Source organism: Longimicrobiaceae bacterium, assembly GCA_035696245.1.
Lineage (GTDB): Bacteria > Gemmatimonadota > Gemmatimonadetes > Longimicrobiales > Longimicrobiaceae > DASRQW01.
Genome location: DASRQW010000215.1, coordinates 1 through 19,798, shown reverse-complemented (window position 1 = coordinate 19,798; position 19,798 = coordinate 1). Strand labels below are relative to the sequence as shown.

Below are 19,798 nucleotides of genomic sequence, written 5' to 3'. Positions count from 1 at the left end.
GGACGATGACGAAGATGCGGCTCGGATTTCCGGTGGTGCTGCTCGCCCTGGCGGCGGCGAACGGCGCGGGCGCGCAGGTGGTGGCCTACTCGTCCGGCGGCGAGATGTCGTACGACGACAGCGGGCACGGCACCTTCTTCACCGTGAACGGCGACGCCGAGCTGTCGCCCGACGGCCGCGACGTGGTGCGGATGTCGGAAGAGGCCGTGCTGGTGTTCACGGAGCTGATGCCCGACGGCAGCACGCGGCAGATCGAGTTCCGCGACGGCCCGTCGCGCGAGGTGCTGCGGACGTTCCGCGTGAACGGGACCCGCCGCCCCATCGCCGAGGCCGCGGGCTGGCTCGCGGAGTTCCTCCCGGCGGCGCTCGCCAAGGCCGGCATCGGCGACTGGCTGAGGATGGAGCACGCCGTCGCCCGCCTCGGCTTCGACGGCGTGCTGGCCGAGGCGGCGCGCGACACGTCGTCCTTCGACCAGTCCCAGATGTTCGTGACGGCGCTGCTCGACACCACGGTTTCCGCGGCCGACTTCGCGCGAGGTCTGCGGATGGCGGAAGGGCGCCTGACCAAGCCGCGGGCGTTCGCATACCTCCTGGAGCGGCTGGTGGGCGCCGGTTCGCCGTGGTTCCCGGACTCCAAGCGCATGGTGGCGCTGGAGGCGGCCGGCCGCCTTCCGCCCGGCGAGGAGAAGGCGGGTGTGCTCCGCGCCGCCGCCAGGGCGCACCACGCGCTGCTCTCGGACAGCGCACGGGCCTCCTTTTTCGCCGCGGTGGGCACGCTGGAGCTGGACTCCGAGCGCGCCGACGTCCTGGGCGAGGCTCTCCGGGCGGACGGGCGTCTTCCCGAAGAGCAGGCCGGCATCGTCCTGGGCGCCCAGCGGCTCGCATCGCCCGCCGCGCGGGCGGCGGTGCTGATGGCGGTGCCGGCGGACGCGCTGCGCGACCCGTCCGTCCGCGCGGCCTATGCCGCGACGCTGGGCACGCTCTCGCGCGGGCCGGACCGCAGCCGCGCGGAAGCCCGCCTGGCCGGCAGCGCCCCGGGCGCATGACATCCTCCGTCCCACCGAATCCATCTACCGATTCTTCCGAGAACATCCTTCCGGGGAGGTGCCGATGATGCGCAATCGGGCAGCAGTCGTCGCGTTCGCCGCGCTGGCGGCGGTGTGCTGGCCGGACGCCGCGGGGGCGCAGTTCCAGCACTCCAGCCAGCAGCGGTCCTACGACACGCAGGGCAACTTCACCTCGCTGGACGTTCCGGCGGACGCCGAGCTCTCCGCCGACCGCTCCGACGTGGTGGCGCTGGGGCCGGGCCAGCGCGTGTGGCTGCGCCAGATGACGCCCGACGGCGCGACGGTGCAGATGTCGTGGCGCGCCGGGACGGACGGGGCCGTGGAGCGCGACTTCCGCGTGAACGGCCAGGCCCACGCGTTCGACGACCAGGCGCGAGCGTGGGTGCGGCGCCTGCTCACCGGCGAGTACCGGAGCTCCGGCCTGGGCGACCGCGCACTGCTGCTGCGGAAGCGCGCCGAGCTGGGCCTTCCGCGTGTGCTGGAGACCATCCGCACTGACTCGGTGGCAGGCCGCCGCGCGAACGAATACGCGATGCTGCTGGACGACCCCGCGCTGGTGCCGCGCGACGCGGAGCGCGTGCTGCGCGAGGCCGGGCGCGTGCTGGGCAGCGGGCCCGCGTTCGCATCGGTCGTGCGGAGCGCGGTCGAGGGCGACCACGTGCGAAACGTGCCTGCCATGGCTGCGATGCGCCTGCCCGTCGCGGCCGCCGCCGTGCCGCGCGTGGCCGACCCGGAGATGCGCGTGGACCTGCTCCGCACCTTCGCGTGGCTTCCCGGCCTGAGCCTGCCCCGCGGCCGCGAAGCCTTCCTGCGCGCCTGGCGCACGCTGCCCACCGAAGACCAGAAGGTGCGCGTGCTGTTCGGCCTCTTCGCGCGGCCGGCGCCGCTCGTCATGCAGGCCGATGCGATCCGTGCCGCGCGCGCGCTCCGCTCGCCGGCCGACCGGGCGAGCGTGCTCCTCGCCGCGCCCGCCGGCTGCCTCCGCGACCCCGGCGTCCGCGCCGCATACGACGAGACGCTGCGCACCCTCGCCCCCTCGCCGGACCGCACGCGCGCCGAGCAGCACCTCGCGGACGGGGGCCGCCCCACCGCACGGCCGCAGCAGTGACCGGGCGCATCATAACGGAATCCGGGTAGACCGGCTTGCCTTCGCGGAGTCTCGCCGAAGCGGTTCGGACCATCGGTAGCGGCCCACGGGGGAGGCTCCGCACTGTCGTAGCCCCGCGGCTTCAGCCGCTAGGGCGATGCTGGCCGCACCGATTCTCCCGGATCTCGTATTTCATGCGGTGATTGGCAGATGGAACGCCGGACGCATGGCATCTCCCGTGACTTCGGGCTGACGTAGATCGGTGGATTCCTGGCAGCGCACGACCTTAGATGCAGATGGATTTCGGCCGGGAGATGCGAATCGCCGGTGCGCCCTCGCTGGGAAGGCGCACCGGCGATTTGCGGCGGTGGACAAGGCGCAGACGGGTCGCGCTACGGGTTCCGCGCGTCGAGCTGGCGGCGGACGGCGGCGGCCAGCGCCTCGGGCGAGAACGGCTTGGCGACGAACGCCGAGCCGTTCTCGCGTTCCCCGCCACGCATGGCGCTCTCCTCGGTGTAGCCGGAGATGTACAGGATCTTCACGCCGGGCCGCTGCCGCAGGATCTCGTGCACCATCTCGCGCCCGCCCATCAGCGGCATCTCCAGGTCCGCGACCACCAGGTCGACGGCCCCGGCGCACTCGGTCCACACCCGCAGCCCCTCCTGGCCGTTCCTCGCCTCCGCCACCGTGTACCCGGCCCGCACCAGCGTCCGCCGGGCGAGGAGGCGCACGGCGTCCTCGTCCTCCACCAGCAGCACCGTCTCCGTCCCGCCCCGGGCGCGGTCCGCCTCCGCCGCCAGGGCGGGGGAGTGCGGTGCCGCCGGCCGGGGCAGCCGCGGGAAGAAGACGCGGAAGCGCGCGCCGCCGCCCGGCTCGCTGTCCACCACGATGTGCCCGCCGCTCTGCTGCACGATCCCGTGCACCATCGATAGCCCCAGGCCCGTGCCCTTGCCGCGCGGCTTGGTGGTGAAGTACGGCTCGAAAACCTGCTCGCGCACCTCCTCCGTCATGCCCACGCCCGTGTCCGACACCTCGATCACGGAGTAGGGGCCCGGCCGTACCACCGGCGCATCCGGGTGGCCGGGCCCCACGTCCACCGCCGCCGTGCTGATGGTGAGCCGCCCGCCGTCGGGCATGGCGTCGCGGGCGTTGAGCGCCAGGTTCAGCAGCACTTGCTCCATCTGCCCCGGGTCCACCCGCGCCGGGGCGCCACCGGGGTCCAGCAGGGTCACCACCTCCACGTCCTTCCCGATCAGCCGCCGGAGCAGCCGGTCGGTGGAGAGAACCACGTCGTTCAGCTCCAGGTCGCGCGGCTCCAGGATCTGCCGCCGGCTGAACGCCAGCAGCTGCCGCGTGAGCTCCGCCGCCCGGTCGGCCGCCTGGATCACCTCGCCCACGTCCGGGCGCCGCGGGTCGTCTTCCGGCAGGTCGGCCTGGAGGAAGGCCGCGTTGCCGCGGATCACGGTGAGCAGGTTGTTGAAGTCGTGCGCCACGCCGCCCGCCAGCTTGCCCACCGCCTCCAGCCGCTGCGACTGCCGCAGCTGCTCCGCGAGCTGCTTCTGCTCGGTGATGTCGCGGGCGATGGTGGCCACGCCCACCACGCGCTCGTCCTCGTCGAACAGGGGCGACAGCGTCAGCGAGACGCTCACCCGCCGCCCGGACTTGGTGAACCGCTCCGTCTCGAACGCGCGGATGCGCTCGCCCGCCTTCACCCGGTCGCGGTACGCCCGGGTCTCGCCCGCCTGGTCCGGCGGCACCAGGTCCCACAGCCGCGCACCCAGGACCTCGGCGGCCGTGAAGCCGAAGAGGCGCTCCGCCCCCGCGTTCCAGCTCGTCACCCGCATCTCCAGGTCACGCCCGAAGATCGCGTCGTCCGACGACTCGACGATGGCCGCCAGGCCGCGTGCCTCCTGCTCGGCCCGGCGCCGCTCCTGCACCTCGGCCTCCAGCGCCTCGTTGGCTTCGCGCAGCTCCGCGTTGCGCAGCTCCAGCGTGGCGTACGCCGTCCGCAGCTCCTCGCGGTTGCGCTCTCCGTGCTTGGCCGCGCGCAGCGTCTGGAGCGCGCGGGGAATGAGCATGGGCAGCGCCGCCGCGGTGGCCACCGACGCGCCCGCGGTCACCAGCTTCACCATCCCGGCGATCCAGTACGCCGGCACCCAGATGGTCCAGATGTCGATGACGTGCGTGGCCCCGCAGGCCACGATGAAGGTGCCGAACGCCAGGAAGATCTTCTGGAACGGCAGGTCGCGCCGCCCGCGCCGCACGAAGACGAGCAGCCCCAGCCCGATGAAGAAGTACGAGAACGCGATCATGGCGTCGGACATGGCGTGCATCCACAGCAGGTCCGTGCGCCACAGATAGCAGTAGCCGTGCGGGTGGAACGCGACCGCGAGGTGGTCGGGGTGCCCTTGCAGGAGCGTCATGTTCACCGTCGTGGTGAAGTGCGGGCGGGGCGGCGGGTGCCGCCACGGCAATACGCGGCCGGCGCTGAAGGGGGCTGACGAAGCCGGGGTGGCCTGCCCGCGCCCTGCACGCGGTATCGGCTCCGGCGGGCACCCGGCGGGCGCGCGAAACGGCTGGCGCTCCCGGATTGCAGGAAATACACCCCTTTTCACCGCAAAACGGGACCCGCCGCATAGCGGCCCTAACCTGTCAGGTGCATCGTTCGCGAGGCGGGTTCCAGCGTCGGAAGACGCCACGATTCGGCCTGACGCCAGACAGTTCGCGAGATGAGGTTTCGCTAGGAGATAGCATACAATTTCGGCGCGGCTCCGCTGTTGACAAACGCGCGCAGGTTCCATGAAGGCGGTGCCATACAAAGAGTCATCAAACGGAGGAACGCACGTCGCGGTGCAATAGCAAGATGGCCAAACATGACCGGTTTCCTGCGCTACTCGTCGGATCAGGGGCGGGGCCGTGCACTTTCGCCTTGTCGCCGGGTTGGAGCAGGTCCGCGAATCCATTCCATCCGCGCACCAAGTCTCGATCGAAGACCGCAGTTGTATGGTTGCGATAACTAGACGGATTCAGCGCGTGCGACGCACCCGGCACGGGCTTAGGTCGGTGCTCTGAAAGGCGCAATGCAGGCGGATCGTGGTGGCGGCGCGGTTTATGGCTGGTACATGATTCCGACTCACCTTTGCGGCTCAACTTGGCAGCGGGCCCGAACGTGTCGGGCTGCGAGAGCGGGAGGCGTGCGTAGGAAAAGATGTGACGAGCCCCGCCGCGCGAGTGCACGGCGGGGCTGGGCATTCATCGACCGCCCCCGGAGCCGTCAGACGGCGTGCGCGGCGAGGATCGCGAGGATCTCGCGTAGGGTGGACGCGCCTGCGTCGCGGGCGTACCACTGGCGCACGTCACGGTAGATCTGCTCCACCGGCCGGGTGGCCGCAGCCTTCTCGCGCTGCACGAACGCCTGGAGCTCGGCGGGGCGGGGGCCCCAGCGGCCAACCGGGCGGAGATCCGCGTCGAGCACGACGGCGAGGGGGATGGAGCGCGAGCCGCCGGTGAGGTACGCGTCCATCAGCTCCGTGTTCTCGTCGCGCTTCACGATGCGCATCTCCACGCCCGGCACCGCCTCGGCCAGGCGCGCCATGACGGGCACCGTGTTCGACGCGTCGCCGCACCAGTCCTCGGAGATGACCAGCAGCTTCCAGTCGCCGCCGATGCGCCGCGCTTCATCCACCGCCCAGCCGGGCACGGCCGCCTTCCGGTACACGCCCTCCCACAGCGACAGGTTCTCCTTCACCTCACGGGCGATGTAGTCACCCCAGGAGAAGCCGCGGTTCCAGTATCCCTCGTAGTCAAGATCGGCCATTGTCTCCGTCCATCCGCCGTTGCCCGGCTGCCGCTTTTCATCCCCCGAATCGAGCGCGCGTGCAGCCGATCGTTCATCACAGAACCAATTACCACCGGAGCGCCGTTTGGTTCGCCGGGAGCCGTCCCTGGCGGTGCGCCGCAACACCGCGCCGGACACGTTCCGTCGTTCCGCGGGATCGTGTCGCGCGGGCGCCGCGGGCAGCGTTCTTGCAAGCCGCCGCGGGTGAGGACCTTGCGCGGGGCGGCCCGCCCGACACGATCCCTGAACCGCAACGGATATGATCAGCAAAGGCGATCTGGAACGACTCCTCGGCCGGGAAGAGAGCGGGAAGCAGGTGGTCTCGCTGTTCCTGGACATGTCCGTGAACGAGAACAACAAACGGACGCACACCGTTTTCCTCAACCAGAAGCGCGCGCAGTTCGAGGAGCTGGACGGCGGCCTGCGGGTGGACGACCCGGAGGTGGCCAGCACCTTCGAGCGAGTGCGGAGCTGGCTGGAGAACGACTTCGACGAGGCGAACCGGGGTGTGGTGATCTACGCCGAGCTGGGGGGCGAGTGGATGGAGGCCGTGCAGTTCCCCGTCTCGGTGCAGAACCGCCTGGTGGTGGGCCCGCGGCCCGTCATCGCGCCGCTCGCGCAGGTGCTGGAGAGCTACCACCACTACGGCGTGATCCTGCTGGACCGCGAGCACGTGCGCATCCTCAGCGTGTACCTGGGCACGCTGCTGGACGAGATCAACGTGCGTCCCAATCCCATCCCCACGCCGCACGACGTGCACGCCGGCGGCTACTCGCAGGAGCGTTTCCAGCGCCGCAAGCGCGAGGAGATGAAGCACTTCTTCAAGGACTTCTGCAAGGAGGTGGAGGACTTCGTGGCCCGCTACCGTCCGGACGACCTGGTGATCCTGGGCACCGACGAGAACGTGGCGGCGTTCCGCGAGTTCCTGCCCGACAGCATCTTGCAGAAGGTGGTGCACACCGGCCCCATGGAGATCGACGACCCGGCCAGCGAGATCCTGCAGCGCCTGGAACCCCACCTTCGCACGGCGCAGGAGAGCGCGAGCCGCGAGGTGATCGAGCAGGTTCGCGACCGGGTGGCGCACGACTACCTGGCCACCGCCGGCTTCCAGGGAACCCTCACCGCGCTCCAGGAGGGCAAGGTCGACACGCTGCTGCTGGCGTCGGACCAGCGGCGCGACGGCGTGCGCTGCGGCCAGTGCGGCTTCGTGTTCGCGCGCGACCTCAAGACCTGCCCGTACGACGGCTCCAGCACGCTCCAGGGCGTGGACGTGGTGGAGGAGATGGTGCGCATGGCCGAGGGCCAGGGCGTCGCCATCTCGTTCGCCGACCCGCAGGACGTGCAGGACCTGAAGGGCGCCGGCGCCCTGCTGCGCTTCTGAGCCGGTACGCGGCATGAGCACGGCGAACGGGCCCGGAGCGCGCTTGCTCCGGGCCCGTTCGCGTCCCTGGCTCCACGGTTTTCGGGAGATGCGGGCCCAGGGGGCGGATGCGGCTCCGCAGCGCTCCGTCGTCCCGTACGCACGTTTCCGCACCCTTCCGGGAGATGCGCGGCGGCCGGCCCGCGGCGGATTCTCCCGGCCGATGCGTGGAATCCGACGCGTGAGGGGCACGAATGGGACGTTGCGATTCTTGACAGTGTGTCCGCCGCGCCCCTACGTTGCGGAAACACACGAAAATTCCCCCCGGAGCCCCTCCCCATGAGCTTCCCTTCGCTGGAGGCGCCTGCGCTCGCCGTGCTGCGCGCCGAGCTGGAGGCCGTGCCCGGTGTGCACCGCGTGCTCTTCGACCCGGGCGAACGCCTGGGCGTGTACGTGGTGTGCGACCAGCCGGACGGCGAGCCCGCCGAGCTGAAGGTACGCGCCATCCTCGTGCACCACGGCCTCTCGCAGCGCGAAGCCGACGTGCAGTTCTGCCATCTGCCCGCCCCGCAGCCCCGCCGCCGCGTGAAGTTCATGAGCGCGCGCGTGGAGTCGCGGCCCGGCCGCGCCAGCGCCGCCGTGGAGCTGGAGTGGGGAGGCGTCACGTACACCAGCTCGGTCGACGGCGAGAGCGGGCCCGCCATGGAGCTGCGCCTGGCCGCGCTCTCCACGCTACGCACGCTGGAGGCGCTGCTTCAGCGGCAGCTCAAGTTCCACCTGGTGGGCATCAAGAGCTTCCGCGCCTTCGACACCGACGTGGTGGTCGTCGTTCTCCGCACCGAGCCCGCGTCGGCCTCGGCCCTGGTGGGTGCCTCGCTCGACACCGAGAACCCGCACCGCTCCGCCGCCCTCGCCGTCCTGAACGCCACCAACCGCGTTCTCGGCAACTACCTCTCCAACGTCGACGTCTGACGCGGGCAGGGCAGGCGAGCCGCGCTTGGAACGACGAAGCACCTCCGGCATCCATCGCCCGAGGTGCTTCTTCACATCCTCCCCGGCATCCTCACGAACGATCGCGCACCCTCAACCTCATGTAGGGGTGCGATTTATCGCATCCGCCGCATCCGCATGCGCCGCGGCCGAAGCAACGCTAGACATCCACCGTCGCTCCGTCCGCCCGCGAATCGGCGGACGAGGTCAGGTCGACATCTCGCGAATGGCAGGCGGATAGTCCGCGGTGGCGCGCGCTCGCCAGTTTCCAGCGCCCACAAGAAGTCCGGCACGCTCGCGGGCGGGAAGAAGCAGTACTCGATGCGGCAGTGCCGGCCGACGACATGCTCGTGGTCGCCTCGCGTCTCGCGCATTCCCACGTCCAACGTCCACCGTCCACCGTCCGGAGGCCGCCTAGCTGCGCAGGATAGCGGCGATGGCGCCCGCGCATGCCAGCAGCGTCGGGGCGAGGAAGGCGATTCCGGCGGGGCTCATGCGCGCGGCGGCGTCTTCGTCGGGCGGTGTCGCCGGGAGAAGGATCACCCCCAGCGCCGCGCCGGTGACGAGGCCGCCGGCGTGCGCGGCGTTATCGATGATCCCGTATCCCACGGCCCCGATCAGCGCGTTGACGCCCACCACGTAGAGCAGGCTGGTGACGAAGTTGGGCGGCAGCGCGCGCCGGTATCTCCACCCCAGCACCAGCAGGTAGCCGAGCAGCCCCGCGATCCCGCCGGACGCGCCCACGGAATCGTTCGCCGTCCAGAGCACGCTCGCCACGCCGCCGCCCAGGACGGACAGGAAGAACACCAGCGGCACGTACGCCCGCCGCCCGTACATCTCCGCCAGCCGGCCGAACACCAGCAGCGCCACCATGTTCATGGTGAAGTGGATGGGGTTGGCGTGCAGCATGCCGCCGGTGGCCAGGCGCCACCACTCGCCGGCACGGATCGCGTGCTTCACCATCCCGGCCGCGGCCGTGCCGCTGTACCCCGGCAGAAGCTGCACCGCGCCGACCGCGGCGATCGCGCCCACGAGCCACCGCGTGTAGAGCGGGCGCTTGAGCGCGGCGAGCTCCGCCCATTCCGAGATCTCCACCGGCGGCGGGGGAGCCGACACCGCCTCCGGCGTCAACGCCTTCGCGCGCCGCCACTCGCGGAATGCGGAGAAGACGCCCACGCCCGTGACAGCCACCAGGATCAGCCAGAACGACGGAAAGCCGAACCCGCCGAAACCCCAGAAGGCCAGCCAGACGGCGGTGCCCATCACCTCCGAGCGGAGCTTCCGGAAACGCTCCTGCACCACGCGGCCGCGGATGCGCTCGAAGAGGAACGGGACACGCGCGGGATGCTGCGGCTGCGACGACTGCGGCGTCCACACCAGCGAGGGCGCCTCTCCCCCGCCGCAGAGGACCGCCAGCTCCGAAGCGGAGCAGGGACGCGGGTCCGTACCCACGTAGTAGCCGTACTCGCCCAGGTCCATCGGCGCTTCCGCAGGCTGCCCGGCGCCCGGTGCGTCTTCCGCCTTGCCCGGCTCGGGATGGGCCACGAGCACCTTCGCCAGCGCATGGAGCGGATCCGCCTCATCGTCCTCGCGCCCCTCCGCGCCGTCCGAAACCGCGGCGGGAAGCCCGATGCGATGCCCGCTCGCCGCCAGCCGGCGTACGACCCAGCGACCGCGGCTGGTGAGCCGCGGATGGAACAGGACGAGCCCGACGCCCAGCACGAAAGGCGTGAAGGCCATCCACAGCACCGTGGGGTCGGAAAGGGTTCCGCTGGGCCCCATCTCGAACATGCCCAGGATCAAGCCGGCGCACGCCGTGGCGAACATCGCCGCGAACGAGCGCCCCGCCAAGCCATCGCCCCGGGCTTTGGAGACGCGAAGCCCGCGCCGGTCCAGCCGCTCCTCCACCTCCGCCAGGGCGGGCTTGACCATCACCCGCACGCCGCCCAGGATGTGCGCGCCGTACAGCTTCGTTCCCGGAAGCGACGTGAGCGCCTTGTACACAGCCTCTTCCAGGGGATGTACATCCACCGGCCGCACCCCCGTGACCCGCAGCCGCCGCTCGCCCAGGCTGGGCGCCAGGCTCCCGCGCCTCGTCAGCGCGGCGAGGGCCGAATACACGGTGGCCAGCTCTCCGGCACGGAGCAGGGCCGCTTCGTACGGGTCGAGGTCGGGCAGCTCGCCTTCGCCTGGCGGGCCGAACAACGTCCATCCCATCCGCACCGGCCACGCATAGCCGATGGAGACGGCGAGCATCAGGAAATAGACGACGAGCACCAACGGGACGGGCTGGCCGAAGACGGTCACTGGCGGGCCGGGTCGGGAGATGGGAAGCGGATGCGGTCGCGTCCGGCGCGGCGGCGAGCCCACGGTGACGGACGAGCGCGGATGGGATAAGAATGCCGACAAGCGACGATCCCGGCGGGCGGGGAAGCGCCTGGCCGGGATCGTCACACTTGCGGAACCGCGTCGCCCGCTCGGCGGGGTTGCGGGCCGGAAAACCTTTCCACCTGGGGCACCGGTGCCCCAGGTGGGACGGAAGCTCCCTAGTGGCTGGCGCCGGTCACAAGCTGCACGTAGCCGTTGCTGGGGTCGATGCCCTGACGCAGCAGCTGGTCCACGCGGTCCGGGCCGCGGTTGTAGGCCAGCAGCGCCAGCTTGCGGTTGCCGTGGTACTTCACCAGCAGCGACTTCAGGAAGCGGAAGCCCAGCCGCAGGTTCGTCTCGCGGTGGAAGAGCTGGTCGCGGGTGAGGCCGGGGCGCAGCAGGCGGGCCGTCTCCGGCATGAGCTGCGTGTATCCCACGGCGCCCACGGGGCTTACCGCGCGGGGGTTGAACTCGCTCTCGGCGCGCACCAGGTCGAACGCCAGGCCCACGTCGATCCCCTCGGCGCGCGCCACGTCCTCGATGTTCGCGGCCAGGTCGGCGGGGATGCGGTACTTGGCCGAGTGCTGGAAGGCGCTGCGAAGGCGCTCCACCTCAACGCTCTGCAGGTCGTGCGCGCCCTCGGGGGCGAACGCGGCGGCGATGCCCTTGCCGGCCCACTCCGCCTCCTGGGCCACACCGCCCGCGGAGTGCGCACCCAGCTGGTACGCGGCGAAGAAAAGAGTGCAGCCCAGCGCCGCGCTACGCAGCGTCACCAGCAGGTCGGACTTGGGTTGTTTACGGGCCTCGACGTCGGCCTGCAGCTTGAGCAGTAGGGACTGCATACGGCCTCCGGTTAGTGGGTCCGCCGCCGTCCAAAGCAAGCGTTGTGCCGTCTCCCGTCAGTCCGCGGGCGCCGTCCAGGCTCCGCTGCGGCCTCCTTCCTTGGCCAGCAGCCGCACCCGTTCCAGCACCATCCCGCGGTCGCGCGCCTTGCACATGTCGTAGATGGTGAGCAGCGAACACGTTACCGCCGTGAGCGCCTCCATCTCCACGCCCGTCTTCCCATCCACCCGCGCCGTCGCCGTCGCGCGGATGCCGGGCAGCGAGGGATCGGGCTCCAGCGACACCTCCACCGACGTGAGCGGCAGGGGATGGCAGAGGGGGATGAGGTCCGCCGTCCGCTTCGCCCCGGTGATGCCCGCCAGCTGCGCGATCACCAGCACGTTCCCCTTCGGCGTGTCGCCCGCGACGATGGCCGCCAGCGTCTCGGCACCCATGCGGATGCTGCCCCCGGCGACGGCGACGCGGCGGGTGACGGGCTTGTCGCCCACGTCCACCATGCGTGGCCGGCCCGCCTCGTCCAGGTGCGTGAAGCCGCTCTCCACCACCGTGCCCCTCCCGCTCAGTGTACGCGCCCGGCGGCCCGCCGGGAAGGCTTTCGGGACCTGTTCACGCGGTGCCCACCAGCTCGCGCCGGATGCCGCGCAGCAGGTCGGCCGTGATGAGCTGCGGGTTCACGTTGCCGCCCGCGAGCTCGCGCGCCTGCTGCACGTGCAGGATCGCGCGCGCGACCGCATCGGGCTTCACCGAGCGGCGCTGGACGATGCCGGCGAGCAGCTTGGGCTCGGTCGTGTACGCCACCTGGTCGGGCGCGCCCGCGGCCACGGCGAGCAGGTCGCGCAGCCACAGGGAGAGCGATTCCAGCGTGGCCGTGAACTCGCCGCGCGCGCCCGCGGGCGGCAGCGCGTTCGCCGCCGCGAGCCGCGCCGCGGGCGAATCTGCCGTGGCCGCGACGAGGAGCTGCTTCCCGGCCTCGCGCTGCTTCTGGAGCGAGCCCTGGCCGCCGCCGGAAGGCAGCAGCCGCAGCGCCCGCCCGATCGCGCCCTGCGACACCGACGCGAGCTGCTCCGCCTCGCCGCCGTCCATCCCCCGCACGTCGCGCAGGAACGCCGCGACCTCGTCCGCGCCGATGGGCAGAAGGCGGACCGGCAGCACGCGCGAGCGGATGGTGGGGAGCAGCGCGCCGGGGTTGGACGAGGTGAGGATGAGCGTCGTGTCGGCCGGGGGCTCCTCCAGCAGCTTGAGGAACGCGTTCGCGGCCTCCGGGCTGCTCTCCTGCGGCACCATGGCCTCCGCGTCGCCGACCACGAAGACCTTACGCGAGCCCATCGCGGGGCGAAGGCCGGCGAAGCGCTGGAGGTTCTGCACCATGCCCATGAAGTACGCCGGTGCCCGCTCGTAGGCCGGCACGTGCGAGGGGTCGCCGCGGCGGGCGGCGAGCTCCACGTGGCGCGCCTCCTCCAGCTTCTCGCGCAGCTTCTCCGGCGTCGCCGCGTCGGGGCGGGGCAGGGGGAAGTACCAGTGCACGTCCGGGTGCTCCAGCCGCAGCGCCATGCGGCACGACTTGCACTCGCCGCACGCCTCGCCGTCCACCGGCCGGTTCTCGCAGACGATCATCTGCGCCAGCCGCAGACCCAGCCGCTCCTTGCCGATGCCGCTGGGCCCGTGCAGCAGGATGGACTGCGCGATGCTGCCTTCGCGCACCGCCTTCGCCAGCGTGGCGCGCACGTCTCCGTGCCCGTACAGCGGCGGCAGGCTCATCGCACGCCCTCCCGCCCGCGAGCGTGTGCGAGCGACGCACCCGCGTGTCCGACGCACACACATGCGTTTGCGAAGATGCGCGCGGACCGCATCGCAAGCCCCGCATCTCCCTCGATCATGGGCGCGCTGTCATCTCCCGCACGCGCACGAACCTCGTCCGCAGGACGACCGCCGTTCCCAGCCGGGGGTTTCATACCCCCGGATACCTGGACACGCATCTCACTACGCACGAACGAGATGCGCCGACGGCCTCGAATCCGCCTCAACGGCTCGGCAGATTCGGGAGATGCGGACGCGACGTGCAGCCCCGGCATCGAGACGAGGCGGGAGATGTGCATCTGCCGAGCGCGGGCGGTGGAGCTCATCGGATGCGTCATCCGCCGCCGGAGCGGAGCCAGGTGAGCGGGTCGACCGCCTGGCCGCCGGGGGAGCGGATCTGGAACTCGATGTGGGAACCCTGTGGCGTCGATGCGCCGCCCACGCTGCCCACGACCTGCCCGCGCGCCACCTGCACGCCCTGGCGGACGCTCACGTCGCGCAGGTAGAGGTAGAGCGAGTAGTAGCCGCCGCCGTGGCTGACCACGACCGTGGGCCCGTAGCCCTCGAACGCGCCGGCCATCACCACGGTGCCGGACTCGACCGCGCGGACCGCGGTGCCGGCGGGCGCGGCGATGCCCACGCCGTTGTACCGCAGCACCGTCCCGTTCGTCTGCGGCGCCCGGCCGAAGCGATACAGCACGCGTCCGCCCACCGGCCAGCCGAGGTTGCCGACGTCGGATGGCGTGAGCGAGGAGGCGACGGGCGGCGGCGCGGCTGCCGCGGCTCGCACGGCCGGGGGCGCCGTGGGGCTCGCGGCCACGCGGGCGCGGGCGGCTGCTGCGGCGCGCTCGCCATCCACGCGGCGGCGCTCCAGCGTGGAGATGAGGCTCGTCAGCCGCCGCTCGTCTGCCGCGAGCTCCTGCGCGTGCTGCACCGTGGAGCGCTCGGTGAGGCGCAGGTCGTTCAGGTTGCCCACGTGGTCCTGCGCCAGCCCCTGCAGCTGCGCGTGCTCCTGCTCGCGCTCGTTGCGCAGGTACTCGATGTCGGACAGGGCGCGCTTCAGCTCGGTGTCGCGAAGCGTGAGCTGGTAGCGCAACTGGTCCACCTCGCGCACCAGGTTGTGGTCGTGGCGCGCGACGAGGGTCAGGTACTTGTAGCGGTTGAGGAAGTCGGCGAAGCTCTCCGCCGCCAGCAGCACCTGCACCGCCTGGAGCGGGCCGCGCTTGTAGATGTCGCGCAGGCGCCGCTGGAGCAGCGCCCGCCGCTCCGCCAGCCGGTCCTGCGTAGCGATCAGCTCGCGCGTGGTGGAGTCGATCTGCGCCTGCTTGGCCGCGAGCTGGATCCCCAGCTCGTTGATCACGCTGGCCGACGCGCCCACCTGCCGCCGGATGATCGCCACCTCGGCAGACGCGTCGTGCACCTGCCCGCGAATCTGCTGAAGCTCCTCGCGCAGCTGCGCCCGCTCCTCGCGGATCTCCTGCAAGCGCCGCTGGCTCTCGCTGATCTCCTGCTGCGCCGTGGCGGGCCGCCCCGGCTGCTGCTGGGCCCGCGCCACGCCCGGAATCACGACACCGAACGCCACGACGATAGCGGCGCGGACGACCATCCGTCCCGCCGCTCCGCCGCCGTTCCGTCCGGTCCCGATCGAACCTCCGACGCGCGACATCCGTGCGGCCGCAGCCCGCGCAGGCGGGCTTTGTGCCGCCGTAGCTGCGGATTCATCCGCCAGGCGCCGCGGGCGTATCGCCATCTGCGGAAACGCCTTCACCGCCGCCAGGCGTATCCGTCGGTGCCATCCGAAGATCATGCGATCCAACGCTCAGACCGCCCGCAGGTGGCGGCGAACGGCCACCGCGCTGCTGAGGAACCCGAACACCGTACCCACCGCCACCACCCCCAGCACCCACGCGCCGGGAAGCCAGTCGATGCGGAACATCGCCGCGTCCAGGATGCGGAACGCGACGTACGTGAGCACCACCGCCAGCGTGCCGCCCAGCAGCCCCGTCATCAGCCCCTCCAGCAGGAAGGGCCGCTGCACGAACCCGTCGGTCGCGCCCACCAGCCGCATGATGGAGATCTCCTCGCGCCGCGCGAACACGGCGATGCGCACCGCCGTCGCGATCACGATGGCCGCCACCAGCGCGAACGCGCCGCCGATCACGCTGGCCGCGCCGCCCAGCAGCTTGCGGGCGAGGAAGATCTTGTCCAGCCAGTCGCGTCCGTAGCGCACGTCCTCCACGAACGGGTACGCGCGGAGCTGGCGCGCCACGCCCGCCACCGCGACGGGCGTGCGCATCCCCGGCTTCAGGCGGATCTCGAGCGACGCGGGGAGCGGGTTCGTCTCCAGGTCCGAATAGACGTCGCGGAACTCCTCCATCTCGCGCATGGCCGTCGCCAGCGCCTCGGTCTTGGAGACGTAGCGCACCTCGAGGACCTCAGGCAGCGCCTTGATCTCCTGCTGGGCCAGGGCGAGCTGCGCGTCGGTGGCGTCGTCGTCCAGGTAGGCCACGACCTCCACCTTCTCCTCCACCTTCTCGATCGCGCGGCGGATGTTGAAGGCGGTCAGCCCGAACAGGCCCACCACGAAGAGCGAGAAGCCGATGGCGATCACCGACAGCGCGGTGAGCAACGGCGAGCGGCGGAAGGCGGCCAGCGCCTCGCGGAGCGAATAGGGCATCAGCTCGTCTGCTCCTCGAGCGTGGCGGCCGAGTCGTACACGATGGTGCCCTGCGACAGCTCGATCACGCGGTACTCCGGGTGGGCGCGGACCAGGTCCAGGTCGTGGGTGGCCATCACCACCGTCATCCCCAGCGCGTTGATCTCGCGGAACAGCTCGAACACGCCGCGCGCCGCCCACTCGTCCAGGTTGCCGGTGGGCTCGTCGGCCAGCAGCACGAACGGGTCGTTGGCGAGCGCCCGGGCCACCGCCACGCGCTGGCGCTCGCCGCCGGACATCTCGTCCGGGTACGCCTGCGCCTTGTGCGCGAGGCCGACCTGCGAGAGCAGGCGGTTCACGCGCTGGCCGATGGTGCTGCGCTTGGCGCCCGTCACCTCCAGCGCGAAGGCCACGTTCTCCTCGGCCGTGCGGTCGCGCAGGAGGCGGAAGTCCTGGAACACCACGCCCAGGCGGCGGCGAAGCTGCGGGATCTCGCGCTGGCGGATGTCGCGCGAGCTGAAGCCCGACACGCGCACCTCGCCGTCCGACGGCATCTCCGCCATCTGCACCAGGCGCAGGATGGTGGACTTGCCCGCGCCGGAGTGGCCGGTCAGGAACACCAGCTCACCCTTGCGGACGTGCAGGTTCACGTCGGTGAGCGCGGCTCCCGAGCGGGGGTACTGCTTGTGGACGCCGGTCAGCTTGATCAATCTGGGAAAGCACCTGCGAGGGGGTGATGCGGAACCCGCTCCGGGCCGGAGACGGGTTCGTTTCGGTCGATTCGAGCCGTTCGTTCGATTTCGGTCGATGTAGCCCGGCACATCGGGGGAGCGGTTCGGTAGATGCGCATCTCCCTCATCCGTCCCGCCGCGCCCCCGCCGATGCGAAGCGGCCCGCCTCCTTCAGCATCTCTGCCGATGCGATGCTGGGTGTCCGCGTAATCTCCGCGGACTCGATGCATCACGACGTCGACAGATCTGCGTCCGGGATGTAATAGCGACCGCGGCGTTGCAGCACCGGAGAGTGTTCGGATGCGATGAATCGCCCCCCAACAATCTCGTCCATCGTTCCGCCTCGGGCGCATCGCGTGAGATGCGGAAAAAGACGGGACGGCGGAATAGGCGCAAGCGGGGGAACCGGCGAAAGTTAGTCCGCCGCGTGCGCGGTGTCAAAACGGCGGGCGAGGCGCACGGCGAGGGCGATGGCCTCGCGCGTGGACGACGCGTCGGCGATGCCGCGGCCGGCGATGCCGATGGCGGTGCCGTGGTCCGGCGAGGTGCGGGGGAAGGGAAGGCCCAGCGTCACGTTCACCCCGCTGCCGAACGCCGCAGTCTTGAACGCCGCCATGCCCACGTCATGGTACGGCGCCAGCACCGCGTCGAACTCGCCGCGCACCGCGCGCGTGAACACCGTGTCCGCCGGGATGGGCCCGCTCGCGTCGATGCCAAGCTCCGCCAGCCGCACCAGCGCGGGCGCCACGATCCGCTCCTCCTCGTCGCCGAACAGCCCGCCGTCGGACGCGTGGGGGTTCACGGCGCACAGGGCGATTCGCGGCACCGCGATGTCCCAGAAGCGGTGCAGCGCGTCGTGCAGGATCCGCGTCTGCCGCACCAGCAGGTCGGCCGTGAGCGCCGCAGGCACGTCGCGCAGGGCGAGGTGCGTGGTGGCTAGGACGACGCGGAGCGGGCCGCCCAGCGCGGTTCGCTCGGCGGCCATCATCATCGACACGTTGGCAACGCCGGCCAGGTCGCGCAGCATCTCGGTGTGGCCGGGAAAGTCCCAGCCGCCCGCGTGGAACGCCGCCTTGTCGATGGGCGCCGTCACCAGCGCGTCCACCTCGCCCGCCATCGCCATCTCCGTCGCGCGCCGGATCGCCTCGCCGGCGATGCGGCCCGCGGCAGCGACGCCGTCCGCCGCAATCCATCTCCCGACCGCCACGTCGCCCGGCGCCGCGCACAGGTGCTCGGGCCCCACGCGGACGAACTCCGCCAGCGACGCGATCTCCGGGTCGGCGAGGGCGGCTTCCACCACCTCGGGCCCAATGCCGCGCGGGTCGCCGAGGGTGACGGCGACCCGCGGGCGGGACGAGCGGTCCGGAGCGCTCACAGCGGCGGCGTGCGCTCTTCGCGCAGCACGCGGTACATCTCCTTCGCCGCCTTCTTCGACGTGCTCTTGCCCGGCATCTCCAGAAGCTCCACCTCCAGCGTGCGGCCGGGGTAGCGCACCTCCAGCCGCTGGCCGGCGCGCACGTCGTCGCTGGGGCGCGCCTTTCGCCCGTCGAGCGAGACGGCGCCCGCGTCGCACGCCGTCTTGGCCTCGTTCCGGCTCTTGGTCAGGCAGAGCCGGTGCAGGACCACGTCGATGCGCTCGGGCGCCGCGGCGCCGCTCAAAGCTGGACGGCCACGTGCGTGTCGCGGCGCAGGTCGGCCACCAGCTGGGCCATCTGCTTCTGCTCGACTACGCGGTCGCGCGCCTGCTCGGCCACGTCGGCGAAGTCGTACGGGCCGGACTCCTGGCGCTCGGTGAGCTTGGCGACCACGAAGGTGGGCTTGCCGTTCGCGTCCACCTCGAACGGTCCCACCACCGCGCCCGCGGCGGCGGACTGGAAGGCCAGCGTGTAGGCCGGCGGCAGCTTGTCGAGCGCCAGGTGCCGGGTGGTGGTCTGCTCCACGGGCGTCTTGTACTTGGCCGCGAGCTCCGTCACCGACGCGCCCGCGCGGGCCGCCGCGGCCACGGAGTCCGCCCGCGTGCGGGCCAGCGCCACGTCCGCCGGGCCGACCTCGGGGACGATGAGGATGTGGCGGGCCTGGCGCTCGGGGCCGCGCACCTTCTCCAGCCTGATCACGTGGAAGCCGAAGTCCGTCTCCACCACGCCGCTCAGCTCGCCGGGGCGCAGCGAGTAGGCCGCGTCCTCGAACGGCCGCACCATCATGCCCTGGCGGAACCAGCCCAGGTCGCCGCCGCGCTCCTTGCTGCCGGGGTCGCCGCTGAAGCGGCGCGCCAGCTGGGCGAAGTCGCCGCCGGCGCGCAGCTGCGCCAGCACGTCCTCGGCGGTGCGGCGGGCGCGCGCCTTGGCCGAGTCGCTGGCCGTGGGCATGATCACCACCTGCTGGAACGAGAGGTTGGCCGGGCGCGTGCCCAGCGACTCCTTGCCGGCGTCGAAGTAGGCGCGCGCCTCGGCGTCGCTCACGGGCGGGCGGGGCATCTTGGCCGTGCGCTGGCCCACGAAGCGCTGCACCATGCTCTGCTCGGAGTACTGCCGCGTCAGCTGCTCGCGGTACTGGGCCAGCGTGGTGTTGGACTGCCGCAGCGCGGCGGTGAACGCCGCCGTGTCCGGGAAGGACGAGCGCACCTGCTCGACCTGGCGGTCCACCATGTCCTGCACCTCGGCGTCGGTCACGGTGATGCCGGCGGCGCGGGCGCCCTCCACCAGCAGCAGGTCGTTCACGCGGCTCTCCACCACCTGGCGGAAGAGCGCCTCCTGCCCGGCCGGGTCGGTGGGGATCGTCTGCCCCTGGGCCTGCATGCGCTGCATCTCGGTGCGCACGTCGGAGAGGAGGAGCACGGTGTCGCCCACCACGGCGACCACGCGGTCCACCACCTCTTCGCCGGGCTGCGGCTGCGGGGGCGTGGCCTGCTGCGCCGCGAGCGGGGCGGCGAGGAAGAGCGAGAATGCGAGTGCGGCTACGGTGCGCATAGGGGTCCGGCACGTGGTTCGGCGGGCGCGGGGGCGCTCCGCGTGCGCGCCGGCCGCGAGGGGGCCGGCGGGTCGGAAGGGGCGGCCAAGGCGGCC

16 protein-coding genes are annotated in these 19,798 nt (G+C 71.8%); 4 read left to right on the top strand and 12 right to left on the bottom strand.

What is annotated here, in order from left to right; translation table 11 throughout:
• Positions 1–5 precede the first annotated feature (5 nt).
• On the top strand, positions 6–1,046 hold the full coding sequence (locus VFE05_10065) for a hypothetical protein (protein HET6230400.1): 1,041 nt from the start codon (positions 6–8) through the stop codon (positions 1,044–1,046).
• Positions 1,047–1,110: 64 nt separating this feature from the next.
• On the top strand, positions 1,111–2,175 hold the full coding sequence (locus tag VFE05_10060; protein HET6230399.1) for a hypothetical protein: 1,065 nt from the start codon (positions 1,111–1,113) through the stop codon (positions 2,173–2,175).
• Positions 2,176–2,546: 371 nt separating this feature from the next.
• Here VFE05_10060 and VFE05_10055 read toward each other — a convergent pair whose 3' ends face one another.
• A complete protein-coding gene (locus VFE05_10055; GenBank protein HET6230398.1) occupies positions 2,547–4,577 on the bottom strand; it encodes a PAS domain S-box protein in 2,031 nt (676 codons plus the stop codon).
• A gap of 851 nt (positions 4,578–5,428) precedes the next feature.
• Entirely contained in the window at positions 5,429–5,971 is a 543-nt protein-coding gene (locus VFE05_10050) for a thioredoxin family protein (protein ID HET6230397.1), read from the bottom strand.
• A 337-nt stretch (positions 5,972–6,308) separates the two neighbouring features.
• Here VFE05_10050 and VFE05_10045 point away from each other — a divergent pair, with 337 nt between their 5' ends.
• Together VFE05_10045 and VFE05_10040 are read left to right on the top strand one after the other, a co-directional pair.
• Positions 6,309–7,373 carry a VLRF1 family aeRF1-type release factor gene (locus VFE05_10045; protein HET6230396.1) on the top strand — a complete coding sequence of 355 codons (1,065 nt, stop codon included), beginning with the start codon at positions 6,309–6,311 and terminating at the stop codon, positions 7,371–7,373.
• Between the two features lie 318 nt (positions 7,374–7,691).
• The gene (locus VFE05_10040) at positions 7,692–8,324 is read left to right on the top strand and encodes a hypothetical protein (protein HET6230395.1); all 633 of its coding nucleotides are present in this window, start codon (positions 7,692–7,694) and stop codon (positions 8,322–8,324) included.
• 432 nt (positions 8,325–8,756) lie between these two features.
• Here VFE05_10040 and VFE05_10035 read toward each other — a convergent pair whose 3' ends face one another.
• The 10 genes from VFE05_10035 to VFE05_09990 all read right to left on the bottom strand — a co-directional run bounded on the left by VFE05_10035 (position 8,757) and on the right by VFE05_09990 (position 19,702).
• Positions 8,757–10,649: a rhomboid family intramembrane serine protease gene (locus VFE05_10035; protein HET6230394.1), complete on the bottom strand. Its 1,893-nt coding sequence runs from the start codon at positions 10,647–10,649 to the stop codon at positions 8,757–8,759.
• A gap of 239 nt (positions 10,650–10,888) precedes the next feature.
• Entirely contained in the window at positions 10,889–11,551 is a 663-nt protein-coding gene (locus VFE05_10030; protein ID HET6230393.1) for a transglycosylase SLT domain-containing protein, read from the bottom strand.
• A 57-nt stretch (positions 11,552–11,608) separates the two neighbouring features.
• Positions 11,609–12,097, bottom strand: coding sequence for a cyclic pyranopterin monophosphate synthase MoaC (moaC, locus tag VFE05_10025; protein ID HET6230392.1), 489 nt, complete (start codon positions 12,095–12,097; stop codon positions 11,609–11,611).
• Between the two features lie 61 nt (positions 12,098–12,158).
• Positions 12,159–13,310, bottom strand: a complete 1,152-nt coding sequence (locus VFE05_10020) for a hypothetical protein (protein ID HET6230391.1) — start codon at positions 13,308–13,310, stop codon at positions 12,159–12,161.
• 373 nt (positions 13,311–13,683) lie between these two features.
• Positions 13,684–14,955: a peptidoglycan DD-metalloendopeptidase family protein gene (locus tag VFE05_10015; GenBank protein HET6230390.1), complete on the bottom strand. Its 1,272-nt coding sequence runs from the start codon at positions 14,953–14,955 to the stop codon at positions 13,684–13,686.
• A gap of 213 nt (positions 14,956–15,168) precedes the next feature.
• Positions 15,169–16,026, bottom strand: coding sequence for a permease-like cell division protein FtsX (locus tag VFE05_10010; GenBank protein ID HET6230389.1), 858 nt, complete (start codon positions 16,024–16,026; stop codon positions 15,169–15,171).
• Complete coding sequence (ftsE, locus tag VFE05_10005) at positions 16,026–16,715, bottom strand: cell division ATP-binding protein FtsE (GenBank protein ID HET6230388.1); 690 nt, start codon at positions 16,713–16,715, stop codon at positions 16,026–16,028. Before ftsE ends, VFE05_10010 begins: the two co-directional genes overlap by 1 nt.
• A 436-nt stretch (positions 16,716–17,151) precedes the next feature.
• The gene (gene pdxA / locus VFE05_10000; GenBank protein HET6230387.1) at positions 17,152–18,111 is read right to left on the bottom strand and encodes a 4-hydroxythreonine-4-phosphate dehydrogenase PdxA; all 960 of its coding nucleotides are present in this window, start codon (positions 18,109–18,111) and stop codon (positions 17,152–17,154) included.
• The gene (locus VFE05_09995) at positions 18,108–18,395 is read right to left on the bottom strand and encodes a S4 domain-containing protein (GenBank protein ID HET6230386.1); all 288 of its coding nucleotides are present in this window, start codon (positions 18,393–18,395) and stop codon (positions 18,108–18,110) included. Before VFE05_09995 ends, pdxA begins: the two co-directional genes overlap by 4 nt.
• A complete protein-coding gene (locus tag VFE05_09990) occupies positions 18,392–19,702 on the bottom strand; it encodes a peptidylprolyl isomerase (GenBank protein HET6230385.1) in 1,311 nt (436 codons plus the stop codon). Before VFE05_09990 ends, VFE05_09995 begins: the two co-directional genes overlap by 4 nt.
• Between the last annotated feature and the right edge of the window lie 96 nt (positions 19,703–19,798).